24 protein-coding genes are annotated in these 25,757 nt (G+C 71.7%); 2 read left to right on the forward strand and 22 right to left on the reverse strand.

Annotation, left to right across the window (positions count from 1 at the left end):
* Positions 1–64 precede the first annotated feature (64 nt).
* The 6 genes from carB to pyrR form a co-directional block, all read right to left on the reverse strand.
* Positions 65–3,373 carry a carbamoyl-phosphate synthase large subunit gene (carB, locus tag ACIRSU_RS26205; protein WP_403796725.1) on the reverse strand — a complete coding sequence of 1,103 codons (3,309 nt, stop codon included), beginning with the start codon at positions 3,371–3,373 and terminating at the stop codon, positions 65–67.
* A complete protein-coding gene (carA, locus tag ACIRSU_RS26210; RefSeq protein ID WP_403796728.1) occupies positions 3,366–4,508 on the reverse strand; it encodes a glutamine-hydrolyzing carbamoyl-phosphate synthase small subunit in 1,143 nt (380 codons plus the stop codon). Before carA ends, carB begins: the two co-directional genes overlap by 8 nt.
* Positions 4,505–5,092, reverse strand: coding sequence for a hypothetical protein (locus ACIRSU_RS26215; protein WP_403796731.1), 588 nt, complete (start codon positions 5,090–5,092; stop codon positions 4,505–4,507). The genes carA and ACIRSU_RS26215 overlap by 4 nt, the downstream gene beginning before the upstream one ends.
* Positions 5,089–6,375, reverse strand: a complete 1,287-nt coding sequence (locus ACIRSU_RS26220; RefSeq protein WP_403796733.1) for a dihydroorotase — start codon at positions 6,373–6,375, stop codon at positions 5,089–5,091. Before ACIRSU_RS26220 ends, ACIRSU_RS26215 begins: the two co-directional genes overlap by 4 nt.
* A gap of 22 nt (positions 6,376–6,397) precedes the next feature.
* The gene (locus ACIRSU_RS26225; protein WP_403796735.1) at positions 6,398–7,366 is read right to left on the reverse strand and encodes an aspartate carbamoyltransferase catalytic subunit; all 969 of its coding nucleotides are present in this window, start codon (positions 7,364–7,366) and stop codon (positions 6,398–6,400) included.
* Between the two features lie 85 nt (positions 7,367–7,451).
* Positions 7,452–8,018, reverse strand: a complete 567-nt coding sequence (pyrR, locus tag ACIRSU_RS26230) for a bifunctional pyr operon transcriptional regulator/uracil phosphoribosyltransferase PyrR (protein WP_403796738.1) — start codon at positions 8,016–8,018, stop codon at positions 7,452–7,454.
* 246 nt (positions 8,019–8,264) lie between these two features.
* Between pyrR and bldD the strand changes: the two genes are divergently transcribed.
* On the forward strand, positions 8,265–8,768 hold the full coding sequence (gene bldD / locus ACIRSU_RS26235) for a transcriptional regulator BldD (RefSeq protein WP_403796741.1): 504 nt from the start codon (positions 8,265–8,267) through the stop codon (positions 8,766–8,768).
* A gap of 162 nt (positions 8,769–8,930) precedes the next feature.
* On the opposite strand, the gene nusB is transcribed toward bldD, so the two are convergent.
* The 15 genes from nusB to ACIRSU_RS26310 all read right to left on the reverse strand — a co-directional run bounded on the left by nusB (position 8,931) and on the right by ACIRSU_RS26310 (position 22,610).
* A complete protein-coding gene (gene nusB / locus ACIRSU_RS26240) occupies positions 8,931–9,368 on the reverse strand; it encodes a transcription antitermination factor NusB (RefSeq protein ID WP_403796744.1) in 438 nt (145 codons plus the stop codon).
* Positions 9,369–9,370: 2 nt separating this feature from the next.
* On the reverse strand, positions 9,371–9,937 hold the full coding sequence (gene efp / locus ACIRSU_RS26245) for an elongation factor P (protein ID WP_403796747.1): 567 nt from the start codon (positions 9,935–9,937) through the stop codon (positions 9,371–9,373).
* A 46-nt stretch (positions 9,938–9,983) separates the two neighbouring features.
* Positions 9,984–11,090, reverse strand: coding sequence for an aminopeptidase P family protein (locus tag ACIRSU_RS26250; RefSeq protein WP_403796749.1), 1,107 nt, complete (start codon positions 11,088–11,090; stop codon positions 9,984–9,986).
* A 70-nt stretch (positions 11,091–11,160) separates the two neighbouring features.
* Positions 11,161–12,165, reverse strand: a complete 1,005-nt coding sequence (locus tag ACIRSU_RS26255; RefSeq protein ID WP_403796752.1) for an AAA family ATPase — start codon at positions 12,163–12,165, stop codon at positions 11,161–11,163.
* 114 nt (positions 12,166–12,279) lie between these two features.
* Positions 12,280–12,726, reverse strand: a complete 447-nt coding sequence (aroQ, locus tag ACIRSU_RS26260) for a type II 3-dehydroquinate dehydratase (RefSeq protein WP_403796754.1) — start codon at positions 12,724–12,726, stop codon at positions 12,280–12,282.
* Positions 12,723–13,817 carry a 3-dehydroquinate synthase gene (gene aroB / locus ACIRSU_RS26265; RefSeq protein ID WP_403796757.1) on the reverse strand — a complete coding sequence of 365 codons (1,095 nt, stop codon included), beginning with the start codon at positions 13,815–13,817 and terminating at the stop codon, positions 12,723–12,725. The genes aroQ and aroB overlap by 4 nt, the downstream gene beginning before the upstream one ends.
* Positions 13,814–14,332: a shikimate kinase gene (locus ACIRSU_RS26270; RefSeq protein WP_403796759.1), complete on the reverse strand. Its 519-nt coding sequence runs from the start codon at positions 14,330–14,332 to the stop codon at positions 13,814–13,816. Before ACIRSU_RS26270 ends, aroB begins: the two co-directional genes overlap by 4 nt.
* The gene (gene aroC, locus ACIRSU_RS26275; protein ID WP_403796761.1) at positions 14,329–15,513 is read right to left on the reverse strand and encodes a chorismate synthase; all 1,185 of its coding nucleotides are present in this window, start codon (positions 15,511–15,513) and stop codon (positions 14,329–14,331) included. The genes ACIRSU_RS26270 and aroC overlap by 4 nt, the downstream gene beginning before the upstream one ends.
* Before the next feature lie 224 nt (positions 15,514–15,737).
* Positions 15,738–15,938 carry a hypothetical protein gene (locus ACIRSU_RS26280; protein ID WP_403796763.1) on the reverse strand — a complete coding sequence of 67 codons (201 nt, stop codon included), beginning with the start codon at positions 15,936–15,938 and terminating at the stop codon, positions 15,738–15,740.
* Positions 15,939–15,980: 42 nt separating this feature from the next.
* A complete protein-coding gene (locus ACIRSU_RS26285; RefSeq protein ID WP_403796765.1) occupies positions 15,981–16,808 on the reverse strand; it encodes a shikimate dehydrogenase in 828 nt (275 codons plus the stop codon).
* A 1-nt stretch (position 16,809) separates the two neighbouring features.
* Positions 16,810–18,564 (reverse strand): endolytic transglycosylase MltG, encoded by a 1,755-nt coding sequence (gene mltG / locus ACIRSU_RS26290; protein ID WP_403796766.1) that lies wholly within the window; start codon positions 18,562–18,564, stop codon positions 16,810–16,812.
* A gap of 101 nt (positions 18,565–18,665) precedes the next feature.
* Entirely contained in the window at positions 18,666–19,130 is a 465-nt protein-coding gene (gene ruvX / locus ACIRSU_RS26295) for a Holliday junction resolvase RuvX (RefSeq protein ID WP_123954413.1), read from the reverse strand.
* Positions 19,131–19,132: 2 nt separating this feature from the next.
* Positions 19,133–21,802, reverse strand: a complete 2,670-nt coding sequence (gene alaS, locus ACIRSU_RS26300; RefSeq protein WP_403796768.1) for an alanine--tRNA ligase — start codon at positions 21,800–21,802, stop codon at positions 19,133–19,135.
* A complete protein-coding gene (locus ACIRSU_RS26305) occupies positions 21,802–22,173 on the reverse strand; it encodes a hypothetical protein (protein ID WP_403796771.1) in 372 nt (123 codons plus the stop codon). Before ACIRSU_RS26305 ends, alaS begins: the two co-directional genes overlap by 1 nt.
* A 5-nt stretch (positions 22,174–22,178) precedes the next feature.
* Positions 22,179–22,610 carry a DUF948 domain-containing protein gene (locus ACIRSU_RS26310; RefSeq protein ID WP_403796774.1) on the reverse strand — a complete coding sequence of 144 codons (432 nt, stop codon included), beginning with the start codon at positions 22,608–22,610 and terminating at the stop codon, positions 22,179–22,181.
* Between the two features lie 177 nt (positions 22,611–22,787).
* Between ACIRSU_RS26310 and ACIRSU_RS26315 the strand changes: the two genes are divergently transcribed.
* Positions 22,788–24,947, forward strand: a complete 2,160-nt coding sequence (locus tag ACIRSU_RS26315; RefSeq protein ID WP_403796776.1) for an ATP-binding protein — start codon at positions 22,788–22,790, stop codon at positions 24,945–24,947.
* Between the two features lie 34 nt (positions 24,948–24,981).
* On the opposite strand, the gene rpsD is transcribed toward ACIRSU_RS26315, so the two are convergent.
* On the reverse strand, positions 24,982–25,596 hold the full coding sequence (rpsD, locus tag ACIRSU_RS26320) for a 30S ribosomal protein S4 (protein ID WP_403796779.1): 615 nt from the start codon (positions 25,594–25,596) through the stop codon (positions 24,982–24,984).
* Positions 25,597–25,757: the final 161 nt, after the last annotated feature.

Here is a 25,757-nt window from a genome sequence, read left to right on the forward strand (position 1 = left end):
GTCTGCTCGTGACGAGGGGGACACCGGCAGGTCGTGCCGGTGCCCCCCTCGTCGTTCGGGCTGCTTAGTCGCGGGCCGCGGTCAGGTGCTCCGCGTGCTCCTGGAGCGAGCGGACGCCCACCTCGCCGCGTCCGAGGGCCTCGATGCCCTGGACGGCCGCCGCGAGGGCCTGGACCGTGGTCAGGCACGGGACGGAGCGGGCCACCGCCGCCGTACGGATCTCGTAGCCGTCGAGGCGGCCGCCGGTGCCGTACGGGGTGTTGACGATCAGGTCGACCTGGCCGTCGTGGATGAGCTGGACGATGGTCTTCTCGCCGTTCGGGCCCTCGCCCTCGGACTGCTTGCGCACGATCGTGGCGTTGATGCCGTTGCGCTTGAGCACCTCGGCCGTGCCGGAGGTGGCGAGCAGCTCGAAGCCGTGGGCGACCAGCTCACGGGCCGGGAAGATCATCGAGCGCTTGTCGCGGTTGGCGACCGAGATGAAGGCGCGGCCCTTGGTGGGCAGCGGGCCGTAGGCGCCGGCCTGCGACTTGGCGTACGCCGTGCCGAAGACCGCGTCGATGCCCATGACCTCACCGGTGGAGCGCATCTCCGGGCCGAGGACGGTGTCCACGCCGCGGCCGTGCACGTCGCGGAAGCGCGACCACGGCATCACGGCCTCCTTGACGGAGATCGGCGCGTCGAGCGGCAGGGTGCCGCCGTCGCCGGTCTTCGGCAGCAGGCCCTCGGCGCGCAGCTCGGCGATGGTGGCGCCGAGCGAGATGCGGGCGGCGGCCTTCGCGAGCGGCACCGCGGTCGCCTTCGAGGTGAAGGGGACGGTGCGGGAGGCGCGCGGGTTGGCCTCGAGGACGTAGAGGATGTCGCCGGCCATCGCGAACTGGATGTTGATCAGGCCGCGCACACCGACGCCCTTGGCGATGGCCTCGGTGGAGGCGCGCAGGCGCTTGATGTCGAAGCCGCCGAGGGTGATCGGGGGCAGGGCGCAGGCCGAGTCGCCGGAGTGGATGCCGGCCTCCTCGATGTGCTCCATGACACCGCCGAGGTACAGCTCCTCGCCGTCGTAGAGCGCGTCGACGTCGATCTCGATGGCGTCGTCGAGGAAGCGGTCGACGAGGACCGGGCGGGTCGGGGAGATCTCGGTGGACTCGGCGATGTACGCCTCCAGGCGCGCCTCGTCGTAGACGATCTCCATGCCGCGGCCGCCGAGCACGTACGACGGGCGTACGAGCACGGGGTAGCCGATCTCGTCGGCGATGGCCTTGGCGCCGGCGAAGGTGGTCGCGGTGCCGTGCTTCGGGGCCGGCAGGCCCGCGTCGGCGAGCACCTGGCCGAAGGCGCCGCGGTCCTCGGCGGCGTGGATGGCCTCCGGGGAGGTGCCGACGACCGGCACGCCGTTGTCCTTGAGCGCCTGGGCGAGACCCAGCGGGGTCTGGCCGCCGAGCTGGACGACGACACCGGCGATCGGGCCGGCGAGCGACTCGGCGTGGACGATCTCGAGGACGTCCTCGAGCGTCAGCGGCTCGAAGTACAGGCGGTCGGAGGTGTCGTAGTCCGTGGAGACGGTCTCCGGGTTGCAGTTGACCATCACGGTCTCGTAGCCCGCGTCGCTGAGCGCGAAGGAGGCGTGGACGCAGGAGTAGTCGAACTCGATGCCCTGGCCGATGCGGTTCGGGCCGGAGCCCAGGATGATCACGGCGGGCTTGGTACGCGGCGCGACCTCGCTCTCCTCGTCGTACGAGGAGTAGAAGTACGGGGTCTTCGCGGCGAACTCGGCGGCGCAGGTGTCGACCGTCTTGTAGACCGGGCGGACGCCGAGGGCGTGCCGGACCTCGCGGACGACATCCTCGCGCAGGCCGCGGATGTCGGCGATCTGGGCGTCGGAGAAGCCGTGCCGCTTGGCCTCGGCGAGCAGCTCGGGGTCGAGCTTCTCGGCCTCGGCGAGCTCGTCGGCGATCTCCTTGATGAGGAAGAGCTGGTCGACGAACCACGGGTCGATCTTCGTGAACTCGAAGACCTCCTCGGGCGTGGCGCCCGCGCGGATGGCCTGCATGACCGTGTTGATCCGGCCGTCGGTCGGGCGGACCGCCTCGCGCAGCAGCTCGGCCTTGTCGCCCGGCTCGCCGGTGAAGGCGAACTGCGAGCCCTTCTTCTCCAGCGAGCGCAGGGCCTTCTGCAGGGCCTCGGTGAAGTTGCGGCCGATCGCCATGGCCTCGCCGACCGACTTCATGGTCGTGGTCAGCGTGGAGTCGGCGGACGGGAACTTCTCGAAGGCGAAGCGCGGGGCCTTGACGACGACGTAGTCGAGGGTCGGCTCGAAGGAGGCCGGGGTCTTCTCGGTGATGTCGTTCGGGATCTCGTCCAGCGTGTAGCCGACGGCGAGCCGGGCGGCGATCTTGGCGATCGGGAAGCCGGTGGCCTTGGAGGCGAGCGCGGAGGAGCGGGAGACGCGCGGGTTCATCTCGATGACGATGATGCGGCCGTCGTCCGGGTTGACCGCGAACTGGATGTTGCAGCCGCCGGTGTCGACGCCGACCTCGCGGATGATCGCGATGCCGATGTCGCGCAGCACCTGGTACTCACGGTCGGTGAGCGTCATCGCCGGGGCGACGGTGATCGAGTCACCGGTGTGCACGCCCATGGGGTCGAAGTTCTCGATGGAGCAGACGACCACGACGTTGTCGTGCTTGTCGCGCATGAGCTCCAGCTCGTACTCCTTCCAGCCGAGGATGGACTCCTCCAGGAGCACCTCGGTGGTCGGGGAGAGCGTGAGGCCCTGGCCGGCGATGCGGCGCAGCTCCTCCTCGTCGTGGGCGAAGCCGGAGCCGGCGCCGCCCATGGTGAAGGAGGGGCGGACGACGACGGGGTAGCCGCCGAGCGTCTCGACGCCCTTGAGGACGTCGTCCATCGAGTGGCAGATGACCGAGCGGGCGGACTCGCCGTGGCCGATCTTGGCGTTGACGGCCTCGACGACGCCCTTGAAGAGGTCGCGGTCCTCGCCCTTGTGGATCGCCTCGACGTTGGCGCCGATGAGCTCGACGCCGTACTTCTCGAGGACGCCCTGCTCGTGCATGGAGATCGCCGTGTTGAGGGCCGTCTGGCCGCCCAGCGTCGGCAGGAGGGCGTCGGGGCGCTCCTTGGCGATGATCTTCTCGACGAACTCCGGGGTGATCGGCTCGACGTAGGTGGCGTCGGCGATCTCCGGGTCGGTCATGATCGTGGCCGGGTTGGAGTTGACCAGGATGACGCGCAGGCCCTCGGACTTGAGGACCCGGCAGGCCTGGGTGCCGGAGTAGTCGAACTCGGCGGCCTGGCCGATGACGATCGGGCCGGAGCCGATGACCAGGACGGACTGGATATCGGTGCGCTTAGGCACGCTCGGCCTCCATGAGGGTCACGAAGCGGTCGAAGAGGTACGCGGCGTCGTGCGGGCCCGCGGCCGCCTCGGGGTGGTACTGGACGGAGAAGGCCGGCTGGTCGAGCAGCTGCAGGCCCTCCACGACGTTGTCGTTCAGGCACACGTGGGAGACCTCGGCGCGCCCGAAGGGGGTGTCGGAGACCTTGTCGAGCGGCGCGTCGACGGCGAAGCCGTGGTTGTGCGCGGTGACCTCGACCTTGCCCGTGGTGCGGTCCTGGACCGGCTGGTTGATGCCCCGGTGGCCGTACTTCAGCTTGTAGGTGCCGAAGCCGAGCGCGCGGCCGAGGATCTGGTTGCCGAAGCAGATGCCGAAGAGCGGGGTCCTGCGGCGCAGGACCTCCTGCATGACGGCGACGGGGCCGTCGGCGGTGGCCGGGTCGCCCGGGCCGTTGGAGAAGAACACACCGTCGGGGTTGACGGCGTAGACGTCCTCGGCGGTGGCGGTGGCGGGCAGCACGTGGACCTCGATGCCGCGCTCGGCCATCCGGTGCGGGGTCATGCCCTTGATGCCGAGGTCGACGGCGGCGACGGTGAACTTCTTCTCACCGATCGCGGGGACGACGTACGTCTCCTTGGTGGCGACCTCGGCGGAGAGGTCGGCGCCGCTCATCTCGGGCGCCTGGCGGACCTCGGCGAGCATGGTGCCCTCGTCGGGGAGCGCGCTGCCGGAGAAGATGCCGACGCGCATGGCGCCGCGCTCGCGCAGGTGGCGGGTGAGGGCGCGGGTGTCGATGCCCTGGATGCCGACGACGCCCTGGTGGCGCAGCTCCTCGTCGAGGGAGCGCTGGGCGCGCCAGTTGGAGGAGACGCGGGCGGGGTCGCGGACGACGTAGCCGGCCACCCAGATGCGGGCGGACTCGGGGTCCTCGTCGTTGACGCCGGTGTTGCCGACGTGCGGGGCGGTCATGACGACGACCTGGCGGTGGTACGACGGGTCGGTGAGGGTCTCCTGGTAGCCGGTCATGCCGGTGGAGAACACGGCCTCGCCGAAGGTCTCCCCCACGGCCCCGTAGGCGCGGCCGCGGAAGATGCGGCCGTCCTCCAGGACGAGTACGGCGGGAACCTTGCTGGCTCCCCTGGTGGAGGTTGTCATCGTGCGATGCCTTCCGTCGTGCTTGCGGTGTTCAGGTTGTTCAGGGTCTCGACCCAGGCGGCGTGCTCGTCCGCCCGGTCGGCGCGGAAGCCGGAGTCGAGCAGCTTGCCGCCGTGCTCCCAGGTGACGACCAGGAGGCCGCCCTCGGTGAGGACCTTCCCGGCGATGCCCTTGTCGAGGCGGGCCTCGCGCAGGGCCGCGGCCGGGATGAGGAAGTCGTTCGCCCCGGGGCGTACGACGCCGATCCCGGCGTCCGTCAGGGTGAGCTCGGCGCGGCTGCGCAGCCCGAGGCCGTGGGCGACGATCCGGTCGAGCCACTGTCCGGCGGTGGTGGAGCCGTGGTAGCGGCCGCTGAGCCTCAGCTTCGCCTCACCCGGGGCCTGCGGCACCTCGGGGAGTTCCGGGAGGTCGGACTGGAGGCTGCCGCGCCACTTCCATCCCTGGCGCATCAGCCAGTAGACGAGGGTGACGAAGAGCAGCAGTCCGGCGACCCAGCCGAGCCGTCCGGCCCAGTCGGTGACCTCGGCGGACTTCTGTCCGGCCGCGAGGGGGACGAGCGGTGCGAGTGGTACGAGTGGTGTCACGCCAGCTTCCCGTCGACGAGCGTTGCCCGGCCCCGCAGGAACGTGTGGGTGACGCGTCCCGGCAGCTCGCGGCCCTCGTAGGGGGTGTTGCGGCTGCGGGAGGCGAAGTCGGCGGGGTCCACGACACCACGGTATGCCGGATCGACCAGCGTCAGGTTGGCGGGCTCACCTGCCGAGACGGGGCGTCCGTGCTCCGTGGCCCGGCCGATCTGCGCGGGCTTGACGGACATCCGGTCGGCGACGCCGGCCCAGTCGAGCAGCCCGGTCTCGACCATCGTCTGCTGGACCACGGAGAGCGCGGTCTCCAGGCCGACCATGCCCATGGCGGCGGCGGCCCACTCGCAGTCCTTGTCCTCGTGCGGGTGCGGGGCGTGGTCGGTGGCCACGATGTCGATCGTGCCGTCGGCGAGGGCCTCGCGCAGCGCCATCACGTCACGCTCGGTGCGCAGCGGCGGGTTGACCTTGTAGACCGGGTTGTACGAGCGGACCAGCTCGTCCGTGAGGAGGAGGTGGTGCGGGGTGACCTCGGCGGTGACGTCGATGCCGCGGGACTTGGCCCAGCGGACGATCTCGACGGAGCCGGCGGTGGAGAGGTGGCAGATGTGCACGCGGGAGCCGACGTGCTCGGCGAGCAGGACGTCGCGGGCGATGATCGACTCCTCGGCGACCGCCGGCCAGCCGCCGAGGCCCAGCTCGGCGGAGACGACGCCCTCGTTCATCTGGGCGCCCTCGGTGAGCCGGGGCTCCTGGGCGTGCTGGGCGACGACACCGCCGAACGCCTTCACGTACTCCAGGGCGCGGCGCATGATCACGGCGTCGTCGACGCACTTGCCGTCGTCGGAGAAGACGGTGACGCCGGCGGCGGAGTCGTGCATGGCCCCGAGCTCGGCGAGCTTCTTGCCCTCGAGGCCGACGGTGACGGCGCCGACGGGCTGCACGTCGCAGTAGCCGGCCTCCTTGCCGAGGCGGTAGACCTGCTCGACGACGCCGGCGGTGTCGGCGACCGGGTGGGTGTTGGCCATGGCGAAGACGGCCGTGTAGCCGCCGGAGGCGGCGGCGCGGGTGCCGGTGAGGACGGTCTCGGAGTCCTCGCGGCCCGGCTCGCGCAGATGGGTGTGCAGGTCGACGAGGCCGGGCAGCAGGATCTGGCCCTCGGCCTCGATCACCTGGGCGCCGTCGGCCGACAGGCCCGTGCCGACCTCAGCGATGGTCTCGCCGTCGATCAGGACGTCCTGCGCCTCGCCGCCGAGCACCTTCGCACCACGGATCAGGATCTTGCTCATGGGGTTCGGTTCTCCTCGGTGGTCAGGCGGTGGTGGCGGGGGCGGCGGGCTCGGAGCCGCCGAGCAGCAGGTAGAGGACGGCCATCCGGATGGAGACGCCGTTGGCGACCTGCTCGACGACCGTGCAGCGGTCGGAGTCGGCGACCTCGGCGGTGATCTCCATGCCGCGGACCATCGGGCCGGGGTGCATGACGATCGCGTGCTCGGGCATCTTCGCCATCCGGTCGCCGTCGAGCCCGTAGCGGCGCGAGTACTCGCGCTCGGTCGGGAAGAAGGCGGCGTTCATCCGCTCGCGCTGCACACGCAGCATCATCACCGCGTCGGACTTCGGCAGCACGCTGTCGAGGTCGTACGAGACCTCGCAGGGCCAGCTCTCCACGCCGACCGGGACCAGGGTGGGCGGGGCCACCAGGGTGACCTCGGCGCCGAGGGTGTGCAGCAGGTCGACGTTGGAGCGGGCGACCCGGCTGTGCAGGACGTCGCCGACGAGCGTGATGCGCTTGCCGGCCAGGTCCTTGCCGAGACCGGCGTCGCGGCCGACCAGGCGGCGGCGCATGGTGAAGGCGTCCAGCAGGGCCTGGGTGGGGTGCTGGTGGGTGCCGTCACCGGCGTTGATGACGGGGGCGTCGATCCAGCCGGAGGTGGCCAGGCGGTACGGGGCGCCGGAGGCGCTGTGCCGGATGACGACGGCGTCGACGCCCATCGCCTCCAGGGTCTGCGCGGTGTCCTTGAGCGACTCGCCCTTGGAGACGCTGGAGCCCTTGGCCGCGAAGTTGATCACGTCGGCGGAGAGGCGCTTCTCGGCCGCCTCGAAGGAGATCCGGGTGCGGGTGGAGTCCTCGAAGAAGAGGTTGCAGATGGTCCGGCCGCGCAGGGTCGGAAGCTTCTTGATGGGCCGGTCGGCCACCCGGGCCATCTCCTCGGCGGTGTCGAGGATCAGGACGGCGTCGTCGCGGGTGAGGTCGGCGGCCGAGATGAGGTGACGCATCATCGGGGTTTTTCTCCGTGGTGGGGAGGATGAGGGCAGACGGGTGCGCAGGGGTGTGCCCCGGTCCCGTCAGAGGCCGGTGAAGGTGTCAGGAGGCGGGCTTGCTGCCGAGCAGCACGGTGTCGCGACCGTCCTCCTCGGCGAGCTGGACCTTGACCGTCTCCCGCAGCGACGTGGGGAGGTTCTTGCCGACGTAGTCGGCGCGGATCGGAAGTTCGCGGTGGCCGCGGTCGACGAGGACCGCGAGCTGGACGGCGCGCGGGCGACCGATGTCGCCGAGGGCGTCGAGCGCGGCGCGGATGGTGCGGCCGGAGAAGAGGACGTCGTCGACGAGGACGACGAGACGGCCGTCGATGCCGTCGCCGGGGATCTCCGTGCGCCCGATGGCGCGGGCCGGCTTCAGCCGCAGGTCGTCCCGGTACATCGTGATGTCGAGGGAGCCGACCGGGATGGCGGTGCCGGTGATCGATTCGAGCTTCTCGGCGAGCCGCCGGGCGAGGAACACACCGCGGGTCGGGATGCCGAGGAGGACCACGTCGTCGGCGCCCTTGGCGCGCTCGACGATCTCGTGGGCGATGCGGGTCAGGACCCGCGCGATGTCGGGGGCCTCGAGAACGGGCCTCGCCGTATCGGCGTACTGCGCTTGAGCGTCCATGTGGAAACGGACCTCCTTCTCCGCCTCACGGGACGGACCTTAAAGGACGTCGGAATTGCGCCGTCCACCTTACCAGGGGCGGACGGCGTGCCTGCTCACCACCCGGGCGCCACTCCGGACGCCGTCCCTCGGGAGGGGGCGGTATGGACCATTCGGCTTGACGGGAGAGTGTCACGCTGCGTAACCTCACAGTGAGTTACCAGCCGCGCGGCGCAGCCGCACTTCGTCACAGCGAGCGGGAGCGTTATGTCAAGCGAATACGCAAAGCAGCTCGGGGCCAAACTCCGTGCGATCCGCACCCAGCAGGGCCTTTCCCTCCACGGCGTGGAGGAGAAGTCCCAGGGCCGCTGGAAGGCGGTCGTGGTGGGGTCCTACGAGCGCGGCGACCGCGCCGTGACCGTGCAGCGGCTTGCCGAGCTCGCTGACTTCTACGGGGTGCCGGTGCAGGAACTGCTGCCGGGCACCACGCCGGGCGGGGCCGCCGAGCCGCCGCCGAAGCTGGTCCTGGACCTGGAGCGGCTGGCCCACGTGCCCGCCGAGAAGGCCGGCCCGCTGCAGCGCTACGCGGCGACGATCCAGTCGCAGCGCGGTGACTACAACGGCAAGGTGCTGTCGATCCGCCAGGACGACCTGCGCACCCTCGCCGTGATCTACGACCAGTCCCCCTCGGTCCTCACCGAGCAGCTGATCAGCTGGGGCGTGCTCGACGCGGACGCGCGCCGCGCGGTCGCCCATGAGGACGCGAGCTGACCTTCAGGGTCGTCGCAGAAACGTGCCGCCGGGGCCCCGGGAGTCATCACGACTCCCGGGGCCCCGGCGCTTTCGCCTACCAGTGCGGCGGTACGACGAAGGGGCCCGCAGCACACGAGGTGCTGCGGGCCCCTTTCGACTGCCTGAGGGCTCGTGGACGGACTAGGCGTCCGCGTCCCGGCGCAGCCGCGGCTTCAGGTCCTTGAAGCGCGCGAGCAGACCGTTGACGAAGGTCGGCGACTCGTCCGTGGAGAACTCCTTGGCGAGGTTCACGGCCTCGTCGATCGCCACCGCGTCCGGCGTGCCGTCCTCCCAGATCAGCTCGTACGCGGCGAGGCGCACGATGTTCCGGTCGGCGGCCGGCATCCGGTCGAGGTCCCAGTCCACCGCGTAGGTGGCGATGAGCTCGTCGATCCGGGCCACGTGCTTGGCGTAGCCCTCGACCAGCTGCATGGTGAACTCGTTGACCGGCGGCTGGCGGTCGTCGTTCCGGTGCATCCGGACCTGGTCCGCGAGGACCTCCTGCACCGAGGCACCGCGCTGGTCGGCCTCGAACAGGATCTGGAAGGCCCGCCTGCGGGCCTTGCTCCGGGCAGCCACGGTTAGTCGTTCACCCGGCCGAGGTAGGCGCTGGTGCGGGTGTCGACCTTGACCTTCTCACCGGTGGTGACGAAGAGCGGGACCTGGATCTCGTGGCCGGTCTCCAGCGTGGCGGGCTTGGTGCCACCGGTGGAGCGGTCGCCCTGGACGCCCGGGTCGGTGTGCTTGATCTCCAGGACCACGGCGGCCGGGAGCTCGACGTAGAGCACCTCGCCCTCGTGGCGCGCGACGGAGGCCTCGAAGCCCTCGATGAGGAAGTTGGCGGCGTCGCCGACGGTCTTGCGGTCGACGTGCAGCTGGTCGTACGTCTCCATGTCCATGAAGACGAAGTAGTCGCCCTCCATGTAGGAGAACTGCATGTCACGGCGGTCGATGGTGGCGGTGTCGACCTTCACGCCAGCGTTGAAGGTCTTGTCGACGACCTTGCCGGACAGCACGTTCTTGAGCTTGGTGCGCACGAAGGCCGGGCCCTTGCCGGGCTTGACGTGCTGGAACTCGACGACGGACCAGAGCTGGCCGCCTTCGAGCTTGAGCACCATGCCGTTCTTGAGGTCGTTCGTGGAAGCCACGGTTGCGGAATCTCCTGGACTGACGGACCAAGAGGCATGGCGCGCGCTACAGCGCGAGCAGCTCCTTGGTCGTGATGGTGAGTAGCTCGGGTCCGCCGTCCGCCTCCTGGCGTACGACGAGCGTGTCATCGATCCGGACCCCGCCCCGGCCCGGGAGGTGGACCCCCGGTTCGACGGTGACCGGCACACAAGCGTCCAGTTTACCCATGGCCGCGGGTGCGAGCTGCGGGTCCTCGTCGATTTCCAGGCCCACGCCGTGCCCGGTGAGGGCCGTGGTCGCGTCTCCGTGGCCCGCCGCGGCGAGGATCTGCCGGGCCGCGCGGTCCACGTCGCGGTAGTCGGCGCCGGGCGCGAGGGCCTCCCGGCCGGCCCGCTGAGCGGCGAAGACGAGGTCGTAGAGCTCGATCTGCCAGTCGGCCGGTGTGGTGCCGATGACGAAGGTGCGGCCGATCTCGCAGCGGTAGCCGCGGTAGCTGGCACCGAGACAGACGGAGAGGAAGTCACCCTCCTCGACCCGCCGGTCGGTGGGCTTGTGCCCGGGCCGTCCGGAGTGCGGCCCGGTGGCCACGGAGGTGGGGAAGGCGGCGCCGTCGGCGCCGTGGTCCACCAGTCGCCGCTCCAGCTCCAGCGCGAGGTGCCGCTCGGTCCGGCCGACCAGGATGGACTCCAGGAGTTCGCCGAGGGCCTGGTCGGCGATCTCGGCGGCGATCCGCAGACAGGCGATCTCGTCCTCGTCCTTGACGATCCGCAGCTGCTCGACGGCCGTCGACAGGTCGGCGAGCCGCAGGCCGGGCGCCACGGAGCCCATGGCCCGGTGCCGGGCGACGGTCAGGTGGTGCTCCTCCACGGAGAGGGCGTCCGTGCCCGCCTTGCGGGCGAAGTCGACGGCCGCGACCGCCGGATCGCCGCCGTCGACGGGCAGCACCAGCTGCCGCAGCAGCTCGTCGACGTGCCCGTCGGCCGGATCGCCGGCCGGGGCGGTCGGACGGAGCAGCACGTCCTCGTCGGGGCCGAGCAGCAGCACGGCGCCGGCGGGCGAACCACCCGTGAGATAGCGGACGTTGGCGGGCCGGGAGACCAGGGCCGCCGGGCTGCCCGTGGCCGCGCACCGGTCACGCAGCCGTACCCGACGCTCCGCATACACCTCTGACATGTTCCGAGCCTACGAGCGCCCGGACACCCCGGCCTGTTGTGCGCCGCCGACCGGGCGCGGCCGACCGGTCCTAGCCGAGGGGCTGGCCGGATATCGCGCGGGCGAGGACGTCGTCCAGGACCCGGGCGGTGGTCTCCACGTCGTACGAGGAGTTGTCGATGATCGGCAGCCCGGAGCCGTACCAGCCGGCCATCCGGCCGTGGATCGCGGCGACCTCCTCGTCGGAGAGGCGCCGGTTGCCGCTGCGCTCGGCGTTGCGCTCCAGGACGACGTCCAGGCCGGGCAGCAGCACGACGGGCAGCAGGCCGGGGCCGACATGGCGCTTCCAGCCGCCGAGGCCGACGACCGGCCAGTCGGGGAAGACGGCGTCGTCGAGGATGCAGGAGATCCCGTTGGCGAGGAAGTTGCGGGCGGCGAAGCCGCAGGTGCGGCGGGCGAGCCGGTACTGCGCCTCGGAGTTCTCGTTCCAGCCGGACTGGGGGTCGGCGAAGCCGGAGCAGACCCATTCGCGCACGTCGTCGAGGCTGATGTGGGCGGTCGGCACCGGCCGGCGGGCGGCCCAGTGCCGGGCGACGGTGGTCTTGCCCGCTCCGGCCGGGCCGATGAGCAGCACGGCGATGGTCGCCGCACCGGTGCCGGCGACCGGCGGCGGCAGCACGACGTGCCCGGTGGCCGGGCCGCCGCTCCAGCCGGCCGGGGCCCCGTGCGTGCCCGGGGCCGGGGCCGCGCCCGGCGGCGGGTACGGGTGGTGCCCGGGCGGCGGGGGCACCGGCGGGTGCGGACCGTGGGCGGGCGCCTGGGGGTGGTGAGCCGGCACGGCGGAGGCGGGGGCCTGCGGATGGTGCGCCGGTGCGCCGGGGGCCGGGGCTTGCGGATGGTGAGCCGATACGGCGGCGGCGGGAGCCTGCGGATGGTGAGCCGGCACGGCGGAGGCGGGCGCCTGGGGATGGTGAGCCGGTACGGCGGCGGGCGCCTGGGGAGGGGCGGGGGCGGGGGCCTGCGGGTCGTGCGGCAGTCCCACCGGGTGACCCACCGGTACCTGCGGCGGCAGCGGAGCCCCCATCCCGTGCTGCATCCGGTGCCACTCCGTCTCGTCCGCCGTCAGTTCCGTTGCCGGAACGTTACCGCCCCCGGCTTCCGCAAGGGAAACGGCCGGGGGCGGCTGAAGGTGCCCGGGAGGGCGGGACGGTCAGGCGTCCAGTTCCTCCACGAGCGCGCGCAGGGCGAGCCGGTAGGAGCCGATGCCGAAGCCGGCGACGGTCCCGGTGGCCACGGCGGCGACCACCGAGGTGTGCCGGAACTCCTCGCGGGTGTACGGGTTCGAGATGTGCACCTCGATCAGCGGCGCGGTGCGCTGGGCGGCCGCGTCGCGCATCCCGTACGAGTAGTGGGTGAAGGCACCCGGGTTGAGGACGACCGGGATCGAGCCGTCGGCGGCCTCGTGCAGCCAGCGGATCATCTCGCCCTCGTCGTTGGTCTCGCGCACCTCGACGTCCAGGCCCAGCTGCTCGCCGAGGCTCCGGCAGGACTCGACGAGCCCCTTGTAGGAGGTGGCGCCGTAGATGTCGGGCTCGCGGGAGCCGAGCCGGCCCAGGTTCGGGCCGTTGAGCACGAGGACGCGACGCAGCCCGGTCACGCGGCCACCTCGCCGTACGCCGCGAGGAGGACGGCCGGGTCGGGGCCCTCCATGACGACCGGCTTGCCGAGACCGTCGAGGACGATGAAGCGCAGCAGGTCGCCGCGGGACTTCTTGTCGACCTTCATGGTCTCCAGGAGCTTGGGCCACTGGTCGTAGCGGTAGGTGAGCGGCAGTCCGACGGACTCCAGGACGGTGCGGTGCCGGTCGGCGGTGGCGTCGTCGAGGCGGCCGGCGAGCCGGCCGAGCTCGGCGGCGAAGAGCATGCCGACGGAGACGGCGGCGCCGTGACGCCACTTGTACCGCTCGTTCTTCTCGATGGCGTGCGCGAGGGTGTGCCCGTAGTTGAGGATCTCGCGGCGGCCGGCCTCCTTGAGGTCGCCGGAGACGACCTCGGCCTTGACCTTGATCGACCGCACGATCAGCTCGGCGGTGTGCGGGCCGGCCGGGGTGCGGGCGGCCTCGGGGTCGGCCTCGATCAGGTCGAGGATGACCGGGTCGGCGATGAAGCCGGCCTTGATGACCTCGGCGAGGCCGGAGACGTAGTCGTTGACCGGCAGCGAGTCGAGCGCGGCCAGGTCGCAGAGGACGCCGGCCGGCGGGTGGAAGGAGCCGACGAGGTTCTTGCCCTCGGCGGTGTTGATGCCGGTCTTGCCTCCGACGGCCGCGTCGACCATGCCGAGCACGGTGGTCGGCACGGCGATCCAGCGCACGCCGCGCAGCCAGGTCGCGGCGACGAAGCCGGCCAGGTCGGTGGTGGCGCCGCCGCCGACGCCGACGATGACGTCGCTGCGGGTGAAGCCGGTCTGGCCGAGCGCCTTCCAGCAGTAGGCGGCGACCTCGGCGGTCTTGGCCTCCTCGGCGTTGGGTACCTGGATGGCGACGGCCTCGTAGCCCTGGTCCGCGAGGTCGGCGCGCAGCGCCTCACCGGTCTCGGCGAGCGCCTCGGGGTGGATCACCGCCACGCGCTTGGCGCCGGCGCCGATGAGCCCGGCGAGGTCGCCGAGCAGCTGCCGGCCGACCAGCACCTCGTACGGATCGGTGCCCGCGGAGCCGCCGACCTGGATACGGGTCACTTCCTGGTCCGTCATACGTCCTTCAACTCCAGTGCGTCGAGGACCGCCTGGGCGACCTCTTCGGGGGTGCGCTCGTCGGTGGCGACGACGACGCTCGCGACTTCTTCGTACAGATGGCGGCGCGCGTCCATCAGCTCGCGCCACTGGCGGCGCGGGTTGACGGCGAGCAGCGGCCGGGCGGCGCCGAGTCCGACGCGACGGACGGCCGCCTCGACGTCCATGGAGAGGTACGCGACGGGCAGCGGGGCGAGCAGGGCGCGGGTGCCGGGGTCGAGCACGGCGCCGCCGCCGAGCGCGAGGATGCCCTCGTGCTCGGCGACGGCGGTGCGGACGGCTTCCCGCTCCAGGGCGCGGAAGTGCTCCTCGCCGTCCTCGACGAAGATGTCCGCGATCTCGCGTCCCTCGGTGGCGACGATGTCCGCGTCGGTGTCCCGGTAGGCGGCGCCGAGCCGTTCGGCGAGCAGCGCGCCCACCGTGGACTTGCCGGAGCCCATGGGGCCGACGAGGACGACGACGGGTCCGCCGGTCACCGGATGTGCAGGTTGTCGAGGTACGACTGGACGTTGCGGCGGGTCTCGGGGACGCTGTCGCCGCCGAACTTCTCGACGACGGCGTCCGCGAGGACGAGCGCGACCATCGCCTCGGCGACGATGCCGGCGGCCGGGACGGCGCAGACGTCGGAGCGCTGGTGGTGGGCGGCGGCGGCCTCGCCGGTGGCGACGTCGACGGTGGCGAGGGCGCGCGGGACGGTCGCGATGGGCTTCATCGCGGCGCGTACGCGCAGCAGCTCACCGGTGGTCAGACCGCCCTCGGTGCCGCCGGCGCGGCCGGAGGCGCGCGTGATGCCGTCCGGGCCCTTGACGATCTCGTCGTGGGCCTTCGAGCCGGGCACGCGGGCGAGGTCGAAGCCGTCGCCGACCTCGACACCCTTGATGGCCTGGATGCCCATGAGCGCGGCGGCGAGCCGCGCGTCGAGCCGGCGGTCCCAGTGGACGTGCGAGCCGAGGCCGACGGGCACGCCGTACGCGAGGACCTCGACGACGCCGCCGAGGGTGTCGCCGTCCTTGTGGGCCTGGTCGATCTCGGCGACCATCGCCTTCGACGCGTCGGCGTCGAGGCAGCGCACCGGGTCGGCGTCGAGCCGCTCGACGTCGGCCGGGGTCGGGTAGACGCCGTACGGCGCCTTCGCGGCGGCCAGCTCCACGACGTGCGACACGATCTCGATGCCGGCCGCCTCCTTCAGGAAGGAGCGGGCCACGGCGCCGAGCGCGACGCGGGCCGCGGTCTCCCGGGCGCTGGCGCGCTCCAGGATCGGCCGGGCCTCGTCGAAGCCGTACTTCTGCATGCCGGCGAGGTCGGCGTGGCCGGGGCGCGGGCGGGTCAGGGGCGCGTTGCGGCCCGTCTCCTTGAGCTCCGCGGGGTCGACCGGGTCGGCCGACATGACCTTCTCCCACTTGGGCCACTCGGTGTTGCCGACCATGACCGCGATCGGCGAGCCGAGCGAGAGGCCGTGCCGGACGCCGCCGAGGAAGGTGACCTCGTCCTGCTCGAACTTCATGCGGGCACCGCGTCCATAGCCGAGGCGCCGCCGTGCGAGATGGTCCGCCACCAGCTCCGTGGTGACCGGAACGCCTGCCGGAAGTCCTTCAAGGGTCGCGACCAGCGCGGGGCCGTGCGACTCCCCCGCCGTCAGCCAACGCAACCTGCTCAACGATGCTCCTCATGCTCGCGCCTGGGCACTGCGGCGCGACCCGGGTGCGCGGCCCCGGTCCGCCGCCCCCGATCCTCCCACGTCCGGCGCGCCGATCGATCGCCGGTCCACGGGTCGGAACGCAAGTCTCGCGTGGCGAGCGCCACACTCATGTCAGGACACGGTCGGAAACGTCAGACCGCGGCCGGGAACGTCAGAGCCGGGCGAGCGGACGCCGGCGGGGATCAGCTCTCGCCGAGCGGCTTCCGCCGCGCCCGCCACCATGTGCGGCCGCGGGTCACCACCTCGTAGACGAGCAGAGCGCCACCGAGGGCGAGCACGGGATACCGGACCCAGTCGGGCATCGCCATGAGCGCGACCCTCACCAGCCCCAGCAGCAGGCGCACCAGGTCGAATCCGGCTTCCCACTTGGACGCGAGCAGCACGTCCCCGTCCCCCTGTCTGTCTTCCGTCTTCCCGCCCAGCCGTCAGCGCTCGCCGAGCGCCTTCTCCCCCGCCGCCCGCATGGCCGCGAGCGGCCCGGGCGCCCGGCCGGTCATCTGCTCGACCTGGAGCACCGCCTGGTGCACGAGCAGGTCGAGGCCGCCGACCACCTTGCCGCCGCGGGCCGACCAGGCGGCCGCGATCCGGGTCGGCCACGGGTCGTACAGCACGTCGAAGAGGGTGCCGGGCGCGTCGGGGACGGCCACGGCCAGCGTGTCCGTGGTCCCGGCGGGCGTGGTCGCGATCACCAGCGGCGCGGCGAACGCCTCGGCCGCGTCCTCCCAGGCCGCGGTGCGCACGTCGACGCCGAGCCGCTCGCCCCAGCCGCGCATCTCCTCGGCGCGCGCCTCGCTCCGTACGTACGCGGTGACCGGCCCGGAGCAGATCCGCGCGAGCGCGGCCAGCGCCGAGGAGGCGGTGGCGCCGGCCCCGAGGACCGCCGCCGAGTCGACCTTCTCGACGCCCCGCTCGCGCAGCGCGGCGACCATGCCGGGGATGTCGGTGTTGTCGCCGACGCGGCGGCCGTCCTCGGTGAGGACGACCGTGTTGACCGCCTCGACCGAGGCCGCGGTGTCGGTGATCTCGTCGAGCAGCGGGATGATCGCCCGCTTGAGCGGCATCGTGAGCGAGAGCCCCGCCCACGACGCGTCGAGCTCCCGCACGAAGCCGGGGAGCGCGGCCTCGTCGACCTCGAAGCGGTCGTACGACCAGTCGTCGAGGCCGAGCTCCCGGTAGGCGGCCCGGTGCAGGACCGGGGAGAGCGAGTGGGCGATGGGCGAGCCGAGCACGGCCGCCCGTCGGCTGGTGGTCATCTCAGTTTCCCGCGTTGAACTTCTCGACGAGCCTGTCGTGCTCGGCGAGGGTCTTGGCGAATTCGGTCTTGTTCATGCCGTCGGTGGCGACGAAGTACATCCAGCCGTCCTTCGTCGGGTTCATCGCGGCCACCAGGGCTTCCTTGCCCGGGTTGTCGATCGGCCCGGGTGTCAGGCCCTTCTGCCGGTACGTGTTGTACGGGTCGGGGTTGTTCAGGATCTCCTTGCGGGTGATCTTGATCTTGCTCTGACCCATCAGATAGTTGTACGTCGAGTCGAACTGCAGGAGCTGGTAGGTCTCCTTGTTCTCCGGACTCAGGCGGTTGTAGACGACCTCGGCCATCTTGGTGAAGTCGTCGTGGGTCTTGCCCTCGGCCTGCACCAGGCTGGCGAGGGTCAGCAGCTCCCAGGGGCCCTTGAGCCCGAGGTCCTTCGCCTTCGACTCCAGGTCGAGCTCGATGTACTCGGCGTTCGAGCGCGCGACCATCTTGCGCAGCACGTCCTCGGGCTTGTTCCCCTTGGCGACCGGGTAGCTCGACGGGAAGAGGAAGCCCTCCAGCGGGTCCTTCACGTTCTCGTGGTTCTTGGCCCAGTCGGGCAGGCCGAGGCTGTTCGCCTGTTTGACCGCGACGTCCTTGGTGGTGCCCGGTTTGAGGTCGAGGCGCTTGTCGATCTCCGCGTACACCCAGGCGTTCCGGCGGCCCTCGGGGATGACGAAGTTGGCCTGGCTCACCGGGTTCAGCATGAGAGCCACGGCGCTCTCGGCCGACATCCCCTTCCTCAAGGTGTAGACGCCGGCCTGGATGGTGATCCCCTTGGGGTTCTTCTGCTGGGCCGACACGAAGGCGTCGACGCTCTTGACCACGCCGGCCTTCTTGAGGATGTTGCCGATCTCGTAACCGCCGGCGGCGTTCGGGATCTCGACCTGGATGTCGCCCGTGCCCTCGCCGACATAGTCGGGGGCCGCGCCGAACTTGCCCTGGTAGAACTTGTAGCCGACGTAGCCGAGTCCGCCCACGCCGCCCAGGATGACGGCGGCGACCACCAGGCACGCCATGCCGTTCTTGGCCTTGCGGCCTTTGTTGCCTTTGCCGGACTTGCCGCCCTTGCCGCTCCGGCGGCCGCGGCGGCCGCCCGGCTCCTCCGCGTACCCGTCCTCGTCCTCGTCGTCGCGACCGTCGTCGCCGCCGGTGAAGAAGGGGTGGGTCTCCTCCGGCTCGGACTCCGGCCCCGACGGCTCCGACGGTCCCGACGGATCCTGCTGCGTCTGCCAGTCGTCGACCGGCTGCGGCGGCACCTGGCGCCGGCCGGGAGGCTGGGGCGGGGGGTACGCCTCGGGGGTGCCGTAGAGGTCGGGCTGCTGGCCGCCGTAGGGGTCGGCGGGCGGGGCGTTGTACGGCATGGCGGCCTGACCGGTCTCCCAGTTGCCGCCGTCGTACTGCTGTGCGGGATACCCGGGCGTGTCGTAACCGCCCGGGTTCCCCTGTCCGTACTGCTGCTCCCCGTACTGCTGTTCGGCGTACTGCTGCGCGCCGTAGCCCTGCGCCTGCTGCTGGTACATGCCGTCGGCATGCGGATGCTGGGGCTGCTGGGCGTGCTGCTGCCCGTAAGGGTCCTGGTGGGCGTACGGGTCCTGGTGGCCGTACTGCGCCTGTTGCGGGTACTGCTGCTGCTGGCCTTCCCACCCCTGGTCCCCGTACAGCGGGTCCGTGGGGTGCCACGGTTCGGAGCCGGGGCTCCGGCCATACTCAGTCATCGATCCCCAAACAGCCGCGAGGCTTCCGGACGTTCCGCCTCTACGTAGTGCGGCAGCTGTTCGAACACCGCCGCATCGCGCGGAACGTTACCGTATCGCGATCAGATGACCACTTCGACGCCCTCACCGGGCGGATTACCTGATACCCGTTCGGACTCAAGAGCGTTCTGAAGGATGATCACAGCGGCGGCCTGGTCGATGACGGAACGTCCCTTCTTCGACTTCACACCGGAGGCCCGCAGCCCCTGGGTCGCCGTCACCGTGGTCATCCGCTCGTCCACCAGCCGGACCGGGACCGGGGCGATGCCCTTCGCCATCTCGCGGGCGAAGGCGCGGACCTTCGTCGCGGCCGGGCCCTCCCGCCCGCTCAGCGAGCGGGGCAGGCCCACGACGACCTCGATCGGCTCGTACTCCTCGACGATCTGGCGCAGCCGCCGGTGGGCGGCCGGGACGTCACGCCCCGGCACGGTCTCCACCGGCGTGGCGAGCACCCCGTCGGGGTCGCACGAGGCGACCCCGATCCGGGCGTCCCCGACGTCGACCGCGATGCGGCGGCCTCGACGCATCGTCACGCGATCTCCAGCACCTGACGCTCGACGGCCTCGATGGCGGCGCCGACGGCCTCCGGGTTCTGGCCGCCGCCCTGGGCGACGTCCGGCTTGCCGCCACCGCCGCCGCCGAGGGTCTTGGCGGCCGTGCGGACCAGCTCGCCGGCCTTGAAGCCGCGCTCGCGGGCGGCCTCGTTGGTGGCGATGACCGTCAGCGGCTTGCCGTTGGCCGTGGTGAACAGGGCCACGACGGCGGGACGGTCGGAGGGGATGCGGCCGCGCACGTCGAGGACCAGCTTGCGCAGGTCGTCGGCGCCGGTGCCGTCCGGCACCTGACCGGTGACGAGGGCGACGCCGCGCACGTCCTGGGCGGAGTCGACCAGACCGGCGGCGGCCTGCAGGACCTTCTCCGCGCGGAACTTCTCGATCTCCTTCTCGGCGTCCTTCAGCTTGCCGAGCATGGCGGAGATCTTCTCCGGCAGCTCCTCCGAGCGGCCCTTGACCAGCTCCTGCAGCTGGGCGACGACCGTGTGCTCACGGGCGAGGAAGTTGTACGCGTCGACGCCGACCAGGGCCTCGATGCGGCGCACGCCCGAGCCGATCGACGACTCGCCGAGCAGCTTCACCAGGCCCAGCTGGGCGGTGTTGTGGACGTGCGTACCACCGCACAGCTCCTTGGAGAAGTCGCCGATGGTGACGACGCGGACCTGCTCGCCGTACTTCTCGCCGAACTCGGCGATGGCGCCCTGGCGCTTGGCCTCGTCGATCGGCATGACCTCGGCGTGCACGTCGAGCTCGCGCGACAGCACCTCGTTGATCTTCTGCTCGACGTCCGTGAGGACGGTGCCGGGGACGGCGTTCGGCGAGCCGAAGTCGAAGCGGAAGCGGCCCGGGGAGTTCTCCGAACCGGCCTGGGCGGCGGTCGGGCCGAGGGCGTCGCGCAGCGCCTGGTGGGTCAGGTGGGTGGCGCTGTGGGCGCGGGCGATGGCCCGGCGGCGGCGCACGTCGATGGCGGCGTAGGCGGTGGCGCCCACGGTGACCTCGCCGACCTGCACCGAACCCTTGTGCACGGAGACGCCGGGGACCGGCTGCTGCACGTCGCGGATCTCGATGACGGCGCCGGAGTGCAGCTTGATCCGGCCGTGGTCGGCGAGCTGGCCGCCGCCCTCGGCGTAGAACGGGGTGCGGTCGAGGACGACCTCGACGTCGTCGCCCTCCGAGGCGGCCGGCGACGGGACACCGTTGACCAGCAGGCCGACGACGGTGGTCTCGCCCTCGGTGTTGGTGTAACCGGTGAACTGGGTGGCGCCGGCGGTGTCGGCGATCTCGCGGTACGAGGTGACGTCGGCGTGGCCGGTCTTCTTGGCCTGGGCGTCGGCCTTGGCGCGCTCCCGCTGCTCCTTCATCAGGCGGCGGAAGCCGGCCTCGTCCACGGAGAGGCCCTGCTCGGCGGCCATCTCCAGGGTGAGGTCGATCGGGAAGCCCCAGGTGTCGTGGAGCAGGAACGCCTTGTCGCCGGAGAGGACCGTGCCGCCGGCGGCCTTGGTCTCGGTGACGGCGGTGTCGAGGATGTTGGTGCCGCCCTTGAGGGCCTTCAGGAACGCGGCCTCCTCGGCGAGGGCGACCGTCTCGATGCGCTTGCGGTCGGTCTCCAGCTCCGGGTACTGCTCGCCCATCGTCCGGATGACGGTGTCGACGAGCTCGCCGACGACCGGGCCGGTGGCGCCGAGCATGCGCATGTTGCGGACGGCACGGCGCATGATGCGGCGCAGCACGTAGCCGCGGCCCTCGTTGCCCGGGGTGACGCCGTCACCGATGAGCATGACGGAGGTGCGCATGTGGTCGGCGACCACGCGCAGCGAGACGTCCGAGTCGTGGGCCTTGCCGTAGGAGACGCCGGTGAGCTCGGTGGCCTTGTCGATGACGACCTTGAGGGTGTCCGTCTCGTACATGTTCTGCACGCCCTGGAGGATCATCGCCAGGCGCTCGAGACCGAGGCCGGTGTCGATGTTCTTGGACGGCAGGTCGCCGAGGATCTCGAAGTCCTCCTTGCCGATGCCCTGGCCCCGCTCGTACTGCATGAAGACGAGGTTCCAGATCTCGACGTACCGCTCGTCGTTGACGGCCGGGCCGCCCTCGACGCCGAATTCGGGGCCGCGGTCGTAGTTGATCTCGGAGCAGGGGCCGCAGGGGCCGGGGACGCCCATGGACCAGAAGTTGTCCTTCTTGCCGAGGCGCTGGATGCGCTCGGCCGGGACGCCCACGACGTCGCGCCAGATCTGCTCGGCCTCGTCGTCGTCCTGGTAGACGGTGATCCAGAGCTTCTCCGGCTCGAGCCCGTAGCCGCCGTGCTCCACCGGGCTGGTCAGCAGCTCCCAGGCGAGCTTGATGGCGCCTTCCTTGAAGTAGTCGCCGAAGGAGAAGTTGCCGCACATCTGGAAGAACGTGCCGTGGCGGGTGGTCTTGCCGACCTCTTCGATGTCGGGCGTGCGCACGCACTTCTGCACGCTGGAGGCGCGCTTGAAGGGGGGCTTCGTCTCCCCCAGGAAGTAGGGCTTGAACGGCACCATGCCCGCGTTGACCAGCAGCAGAGTCGGGTCGTCCGCGATGAGCGACGCCGAAGGGACGACGGTGTGCCCGCGCTCCTCGAAGAAGCTCAGCCAGCGGCGGCGGATTTCAGCCGACTCCATCAGTGGTCCTCATTCCGGTTGTACGAGAGCGTGTATACGCCTGTCGTGTCTGTCGTGTCTGCGGTGTTACGGGCGCCGAGCGCGGCCCGGCCGCGCGGGGCCGGCAGGGCCCGGCCCGGTTCCGGCTCCACGGGCGCGTCCAGGCCGAGCGCCTCGCCGAGCTCGGCCTCGCGCTGCGCCATGTTCGCCCGCACGTCGAGGGCGAAGTCCACAGCGCGGTCCTTGAGCCGGTGACCGGCCTCGACGGCCTTGTCGGCCGCCTTGAGCGCCAGGTTCTCCGGGGTCAGCTGCTTGAGCTTCCGGTTGACCTTGGTGGTGGCCCACACGCCGGCTGCGGCGCCCGCGGTGAACCAGAACGTACGGCGGAACATCGTGCTCAGCCCTTCTGCTTCCGGCGCCTCGCGGACGGCACGGCGCGGCCGACGATCACCGTACGCCGCTCGGTCGCGGCCGGTGCGTCCGGCCGGCCGCGGCCCAGCGCGCGGCGCACGCCGTAACCGAAGGCGGCGACCTTGACGAGCGGGCCGCCGAAGGTGGAGGCGACGGTGGTGGACAGCGCGGAGGCGTTGGCGGTGACCTCCTGGACGTCCGAGGCGATGGCGTCGACCCGGTCGAGCTGGGTCTGCGCCGCGCGTACGGCCGTGGAGGCGTCGGCGAGCAGCGGAACGGCCTGGTCGGTCACGTCCGCGACGAGCCTCGTGGTCGCCTTGAGCGTCTGCGCCAGCCTCACCAGCACCACGGCGAGGAAGGAGACGAGGATCGCCCAGAACACGGCCACCAGGATCCCGGCAACCTCACCACCGGTCACTGCGCACCGCTCTCTGCTGTCGTCGGGCCCCCGACGGTCGTCGGAACCCTGTTGATAAACGTCCTCCGACCCTATCGCGCCGGAGGTCTCTCGCCGTACCGCATTAGCGCTCGTGGGACGGGAGTTGCACGCAGTCGATTGTACGGAGCGCGCGCGGGTGAGTACGCTCCGTGTCCCATGCGACGGAGCAATCTCCCGGCGGAGCTGAACCGGTTCGTGGGAAGGGCCGCCGAACAGGACGAACTGGCCCTGCTCCTCGGCGAGTTCCGTCTGGTCACGGTCGTCGGGGTGGGCGGGGTCGGCAAGACCAGGCTGGTGCTGCGCTCCGCGGCGGCACTGCAGAAACGCTTTGCCGACGGGGTCCGGCTCGCCGAGCTGGCCTCCCTGCGCGACCCCGAGCTGGTGGCGCACGCGCTGGTCGAGGCGCTCGGTCTGACCGACCACACCGTGCGCGGGCCGCGCGAGGTGCTCGTGGAGCACCTCGCCGAGCTGCGGCTGCTGCTCGTGGTGGACGGCTTCGAGCACCTGGTGGAGGAGTGCGCGGCGCTGCTGCGGGAGCTGCTGCGCGGCTGCCCGGGGCTCACCGTCCTGGCGGCGGGCCGCCGGCCGCTGCGCGTGGACGGCGAGGCGGTGCTCACGCTGGCGCCGATGGCGGACGCCGACGCGATGGAGCTGCTCGCGGGCCGCGCGGCGGAGGCGGGGGCGCCGCGGGTGGCCGACGCGGGGATCCTGCGGGAGCTGTGCCGGCGGCTCGACGGGATCCCGCTCGCGCTCGAACTGGCGGCGGCGCGACTGCCGCTACTCACGGCGGAGCAGCTGCTCCGCCGGCTCGACGACCGCTTCCGGCTCCTCGACGGCGGGCGGCGGGGCGCGCTCGCCCGGCACCAGACGCTGCGCACGGCGATCGGCTGGAGCCACGAGCTGTGCACGCCGGAGGAGCGGCTGCTGTGGGCGCGGCTCTCGGTGTTCGCCGGGCCGTTCGACCTGGAGGCGGTGGAGTACGTGTGCGGGGGCACCGAACTGCCCGCGGACCGGGTCCTCGACGTGCTGGGCGAACTGCTCGCGCAGTCCCTCGTGGCCCGCGAGGAGACGGCGGCGGGCCCGCGCTACCGGATGCTCGACACGGTCGCCGCGTACGGGGCGGAGTGGCTGTCGGCGCTCGGCGACACGGAGCGGATGCGGCGCCGGCACCGGGACTGGTACATGGGGCTGGCGACCTGGTGCGAGCTGGAGTGGTTCAGTCCCCGGCAGGCGGAGGTGGCGGCGGCGACGGACGTGGCGCTGCCGAATCTGCGCGCGGCGCTCGAACTGTGCCTGGAGGTGCCGGAGGACGCCTCGCTCGCCCAGCATCTGGCGGGGACGCTGTGGTTCTACTGGGCGGGGTGCGGGCGCCTTTCGGAGGGCCGGCACTGGCTGGACCGCTCGCTCGGCGTGGCCGCGGAGCACGAGGACGCGCGGCTCAAGGCGCTGTGGGTGCTCGGCTATGTGGCGATCCTGCAGGGCGACGACACGGCGGCGGTGGCGGCGCTGCACGAGTGCGCGGAGCGGGCGCGGGACTCGGGCAACGCGATGGCGGGGGCGTACGCGACGCACCGGCTGGGCTGTCTGGCGCTGCTCTCGGACGACCTGCCGCGCGCCGAGGAACTGATCGGCCGGTCCCTTGAGGCGTACCGGGAGCTGGGCGAGCTGAACAGCAACGTGCTGATGGGCCAGGTCGAGCTGGCGCTCGCGCGGGCCTTCCAGGGTGATCTGGAGGGGGCGGTGGCGCTGTGCGCGGAGGTCCGGGAGATCTGCGAGGAGCGCGGCGAGCGCTGGACCCGGGCGTACGCGCTCTATGTGCTGGCGTACGCGGCGCTGACCGGCGGCGACCACGCGGCGGCGCGCGAGCTGCTCACCGAGTGCCTCACGATCAACCACCTCTTCCACGACCTGGTGGGCCTGGTGCTCGCGCTCGAACTGCTCGCCCTGGTGACGATGGCGGAGGGCGATCCGGCGGAGGCGGCGGTGCTGCAGGGCGCGGCGATGCCGGTGTGGGACGCGGTGGGTCTGCCGCTGTTCGGCTCGGCGAACTTCAACGGGCCGCGGCTGCTGTGCGAGCGGCAGGCGAGCGAGGCGCTCGGCGCCGAGGGGTACGCGGCCTGGTACGGCGAGGGGCAGGCGCTGTCGCTGGACGCGGCGGTGGACCGGGCGCTCGCCGAGCGCCGGGATCCGGCCGGCCCCGGGGGTGCGGGCGCCGGGGCGCAGCCGCGCCCGTTCCGTACCGGCCGGGCACCGGTCCCGGACACGCGGAAGCCCGCCGGCTCCCCCTCCACGTCGGGTGGGGAAGCGGCGGGCTGAACACCGCGGGGGTGGTACTACGGCCTGCTGGAGATCAGCGGGCGTAGTACTCGACGACCAGCTGCTCGTCGCAGATGACCGGGATTTCCTTGCGGTTCGGGTCGCGGTCGAGGCGGAAGGCCAGGGCCTTCAGGTTGACCTGCAGGTAGCGCGGGGTCTCGCCCTCGGCGGCGAAGCCACCCTCACGAGCGACCTGGAAGAGGGTCTTGTTGCGCGACTTCTCGCGGACCATCACGACGTCGTCGGGACGGACGCGGAAGGACGGCTTGTCGACCTTGCCACCGTTGACCTGGATGTGGCCGTGGACGACCATCTGACGGGCCTGGTAGATGGTGCGGGCGATGCCCGAACGCAGGACCAGGGCGTCGAGGCGCAGCTCGAGCTCGACGACCAGCGCCTCGCCCGTCTTGCCCTCGGCCTTCTTGGCGCGGTCGTAGGCGCGCGCCATCTGGCGCTCGCTGATGTCGTACTGGGCGCGCAGACGCTGCTTCTCGAGCAGACGGACCTTGTAGTCCGAGTTCTGCTTGCGGCCACGGCCGTGCTCGCCCGGCGGGTAGGGGCGGGCCTCGAAGTACTTGACGGCCTTCGGGGTCAGCGCGATGCCGAGGGCACGCGACTTCTTGACCTTGGGACGGGACTGGTTCGCCATGAACCAACCTCTCTCACTGTTTCGAATACGGCTTCACCAGGGTTAGGGAGGTCGCAATCCGCAGCCGGGGAAACCCGTCGGGTCCGCGAGGGACCTGCCGGGCAGCCGCTCCCTGGTCTGGGCACATACGTGCAGCACGCGAACGACCCACCGCCCGCTCC

Source organism: Streptomyces sp. NPDC101160 (assembly GCF_044768205.1).
Classification (GTDB): Bacteria; Actinomycetota; Actinomycetes; order Streptomycetales; family Streptomycetaceae; genus Streptomyces.

Coding starts and splice junctions, on each gene's coding strand:
- carA (WP_403796728.1), bottom strand. CDS start 4,508: ATGACAACCTCCACCAGGGGAGCCAGCAAGGTTCCCGCCGTACTCGTC.
- ACIRSU_RS26220 (WP_403796733.1), bottom strand. CDS start 6,375: ATGAGCAAGATCCTGATCCGTGGTGCGAAGGTGCTCGGCGGCGAGGCG.
- ACIRSU_RS26225 (WP_403796735.1), bottom strand. CDS start 7,366: ATGATGCGTCACCTCATCTCGGCCGCCGACCTCACCCGCGACGACGCC.
- pyrR (WP_403796738.1), bottom strand. CDS start 8,018: ATGGACGCTCAAGCGCAGTACGCCGATACGGCGAGGCCCGTTCTCGAG.
- bldD (WP_403796741.1), top strand. CDS start 8,265: ATGTCAAGCGAATACGCAAAGCAGCTCGGGGCCAAACTCCGTGCGATC.
- ACIRSU_RS26250 (WP_403796749.1), bottom strand. CDS start 11,090: ATGTCAGAGGTGTATGCGGAGCGTCGGGTACGGCTGCGTGACCGGTGC.
- ACIRSU_RS26255 (WP_403796752.1), bottom strand. CDS start 12,165: ATGCAGCACGGGATGGGGGCTCCGCTGCCGCCGCAGGTACCGGTGGGT.
- aroB (WP_403796757.1), bottom strand. CDS start 13,817: ATGACGGACCAGGAAGTGACCCGTATCCAGGTCGGCGGCTCCGCGGGC.
- ACIRSU_RS26285 (WP_403796765.1), bottom strand. CDS start 16,808: ATGACCACCAGCCGACGGGCGGCCGTGCTCGGCTCGCCCATCGCCCAC.
- mltG (WP_403796766.1), bottom strand. CDS start 18,564: ATGACTGAGTATGGCCGGAGCCCCGGCTCCGAACCGTGGCACCCCACG.
- ruvX (WP_123954413.1), bottom strand. CDS start 19,130: ATGCGTCGAGGCCGCCGCATCGCGGTCGACGTCGGGGACGCCCGGATC.
- alaS (WP_403796768.1), bottom strand. CDS start 21,802: ATGGAGTCGGCTGAAATCCGCCGCCGCTGGCTGAGCTTCTTCGAGGAG.
- ACIRSU_RS26305 (WP_403796771.1), bottom strand. CDS start 22,173: ATGTTCCGCCGTACGTTCTGGTTCACCGCGGGCGCCGCAGCCGGCGTG.
- ACIRSU_RS26315 (WP_403796776.1), top strand. CDS start 22,788: ATGCGACGGAGCAATCTCCCGGCGGAGCTGAACCGGTTCGTGGGAAGG.
- rpsD (WP_403796779.1), bottom strand. CDS start 25,596: ATGGCGAACCAGTCCCGTCCCAAGGTCAAGAAGTCGCGTGCCCTCGGC.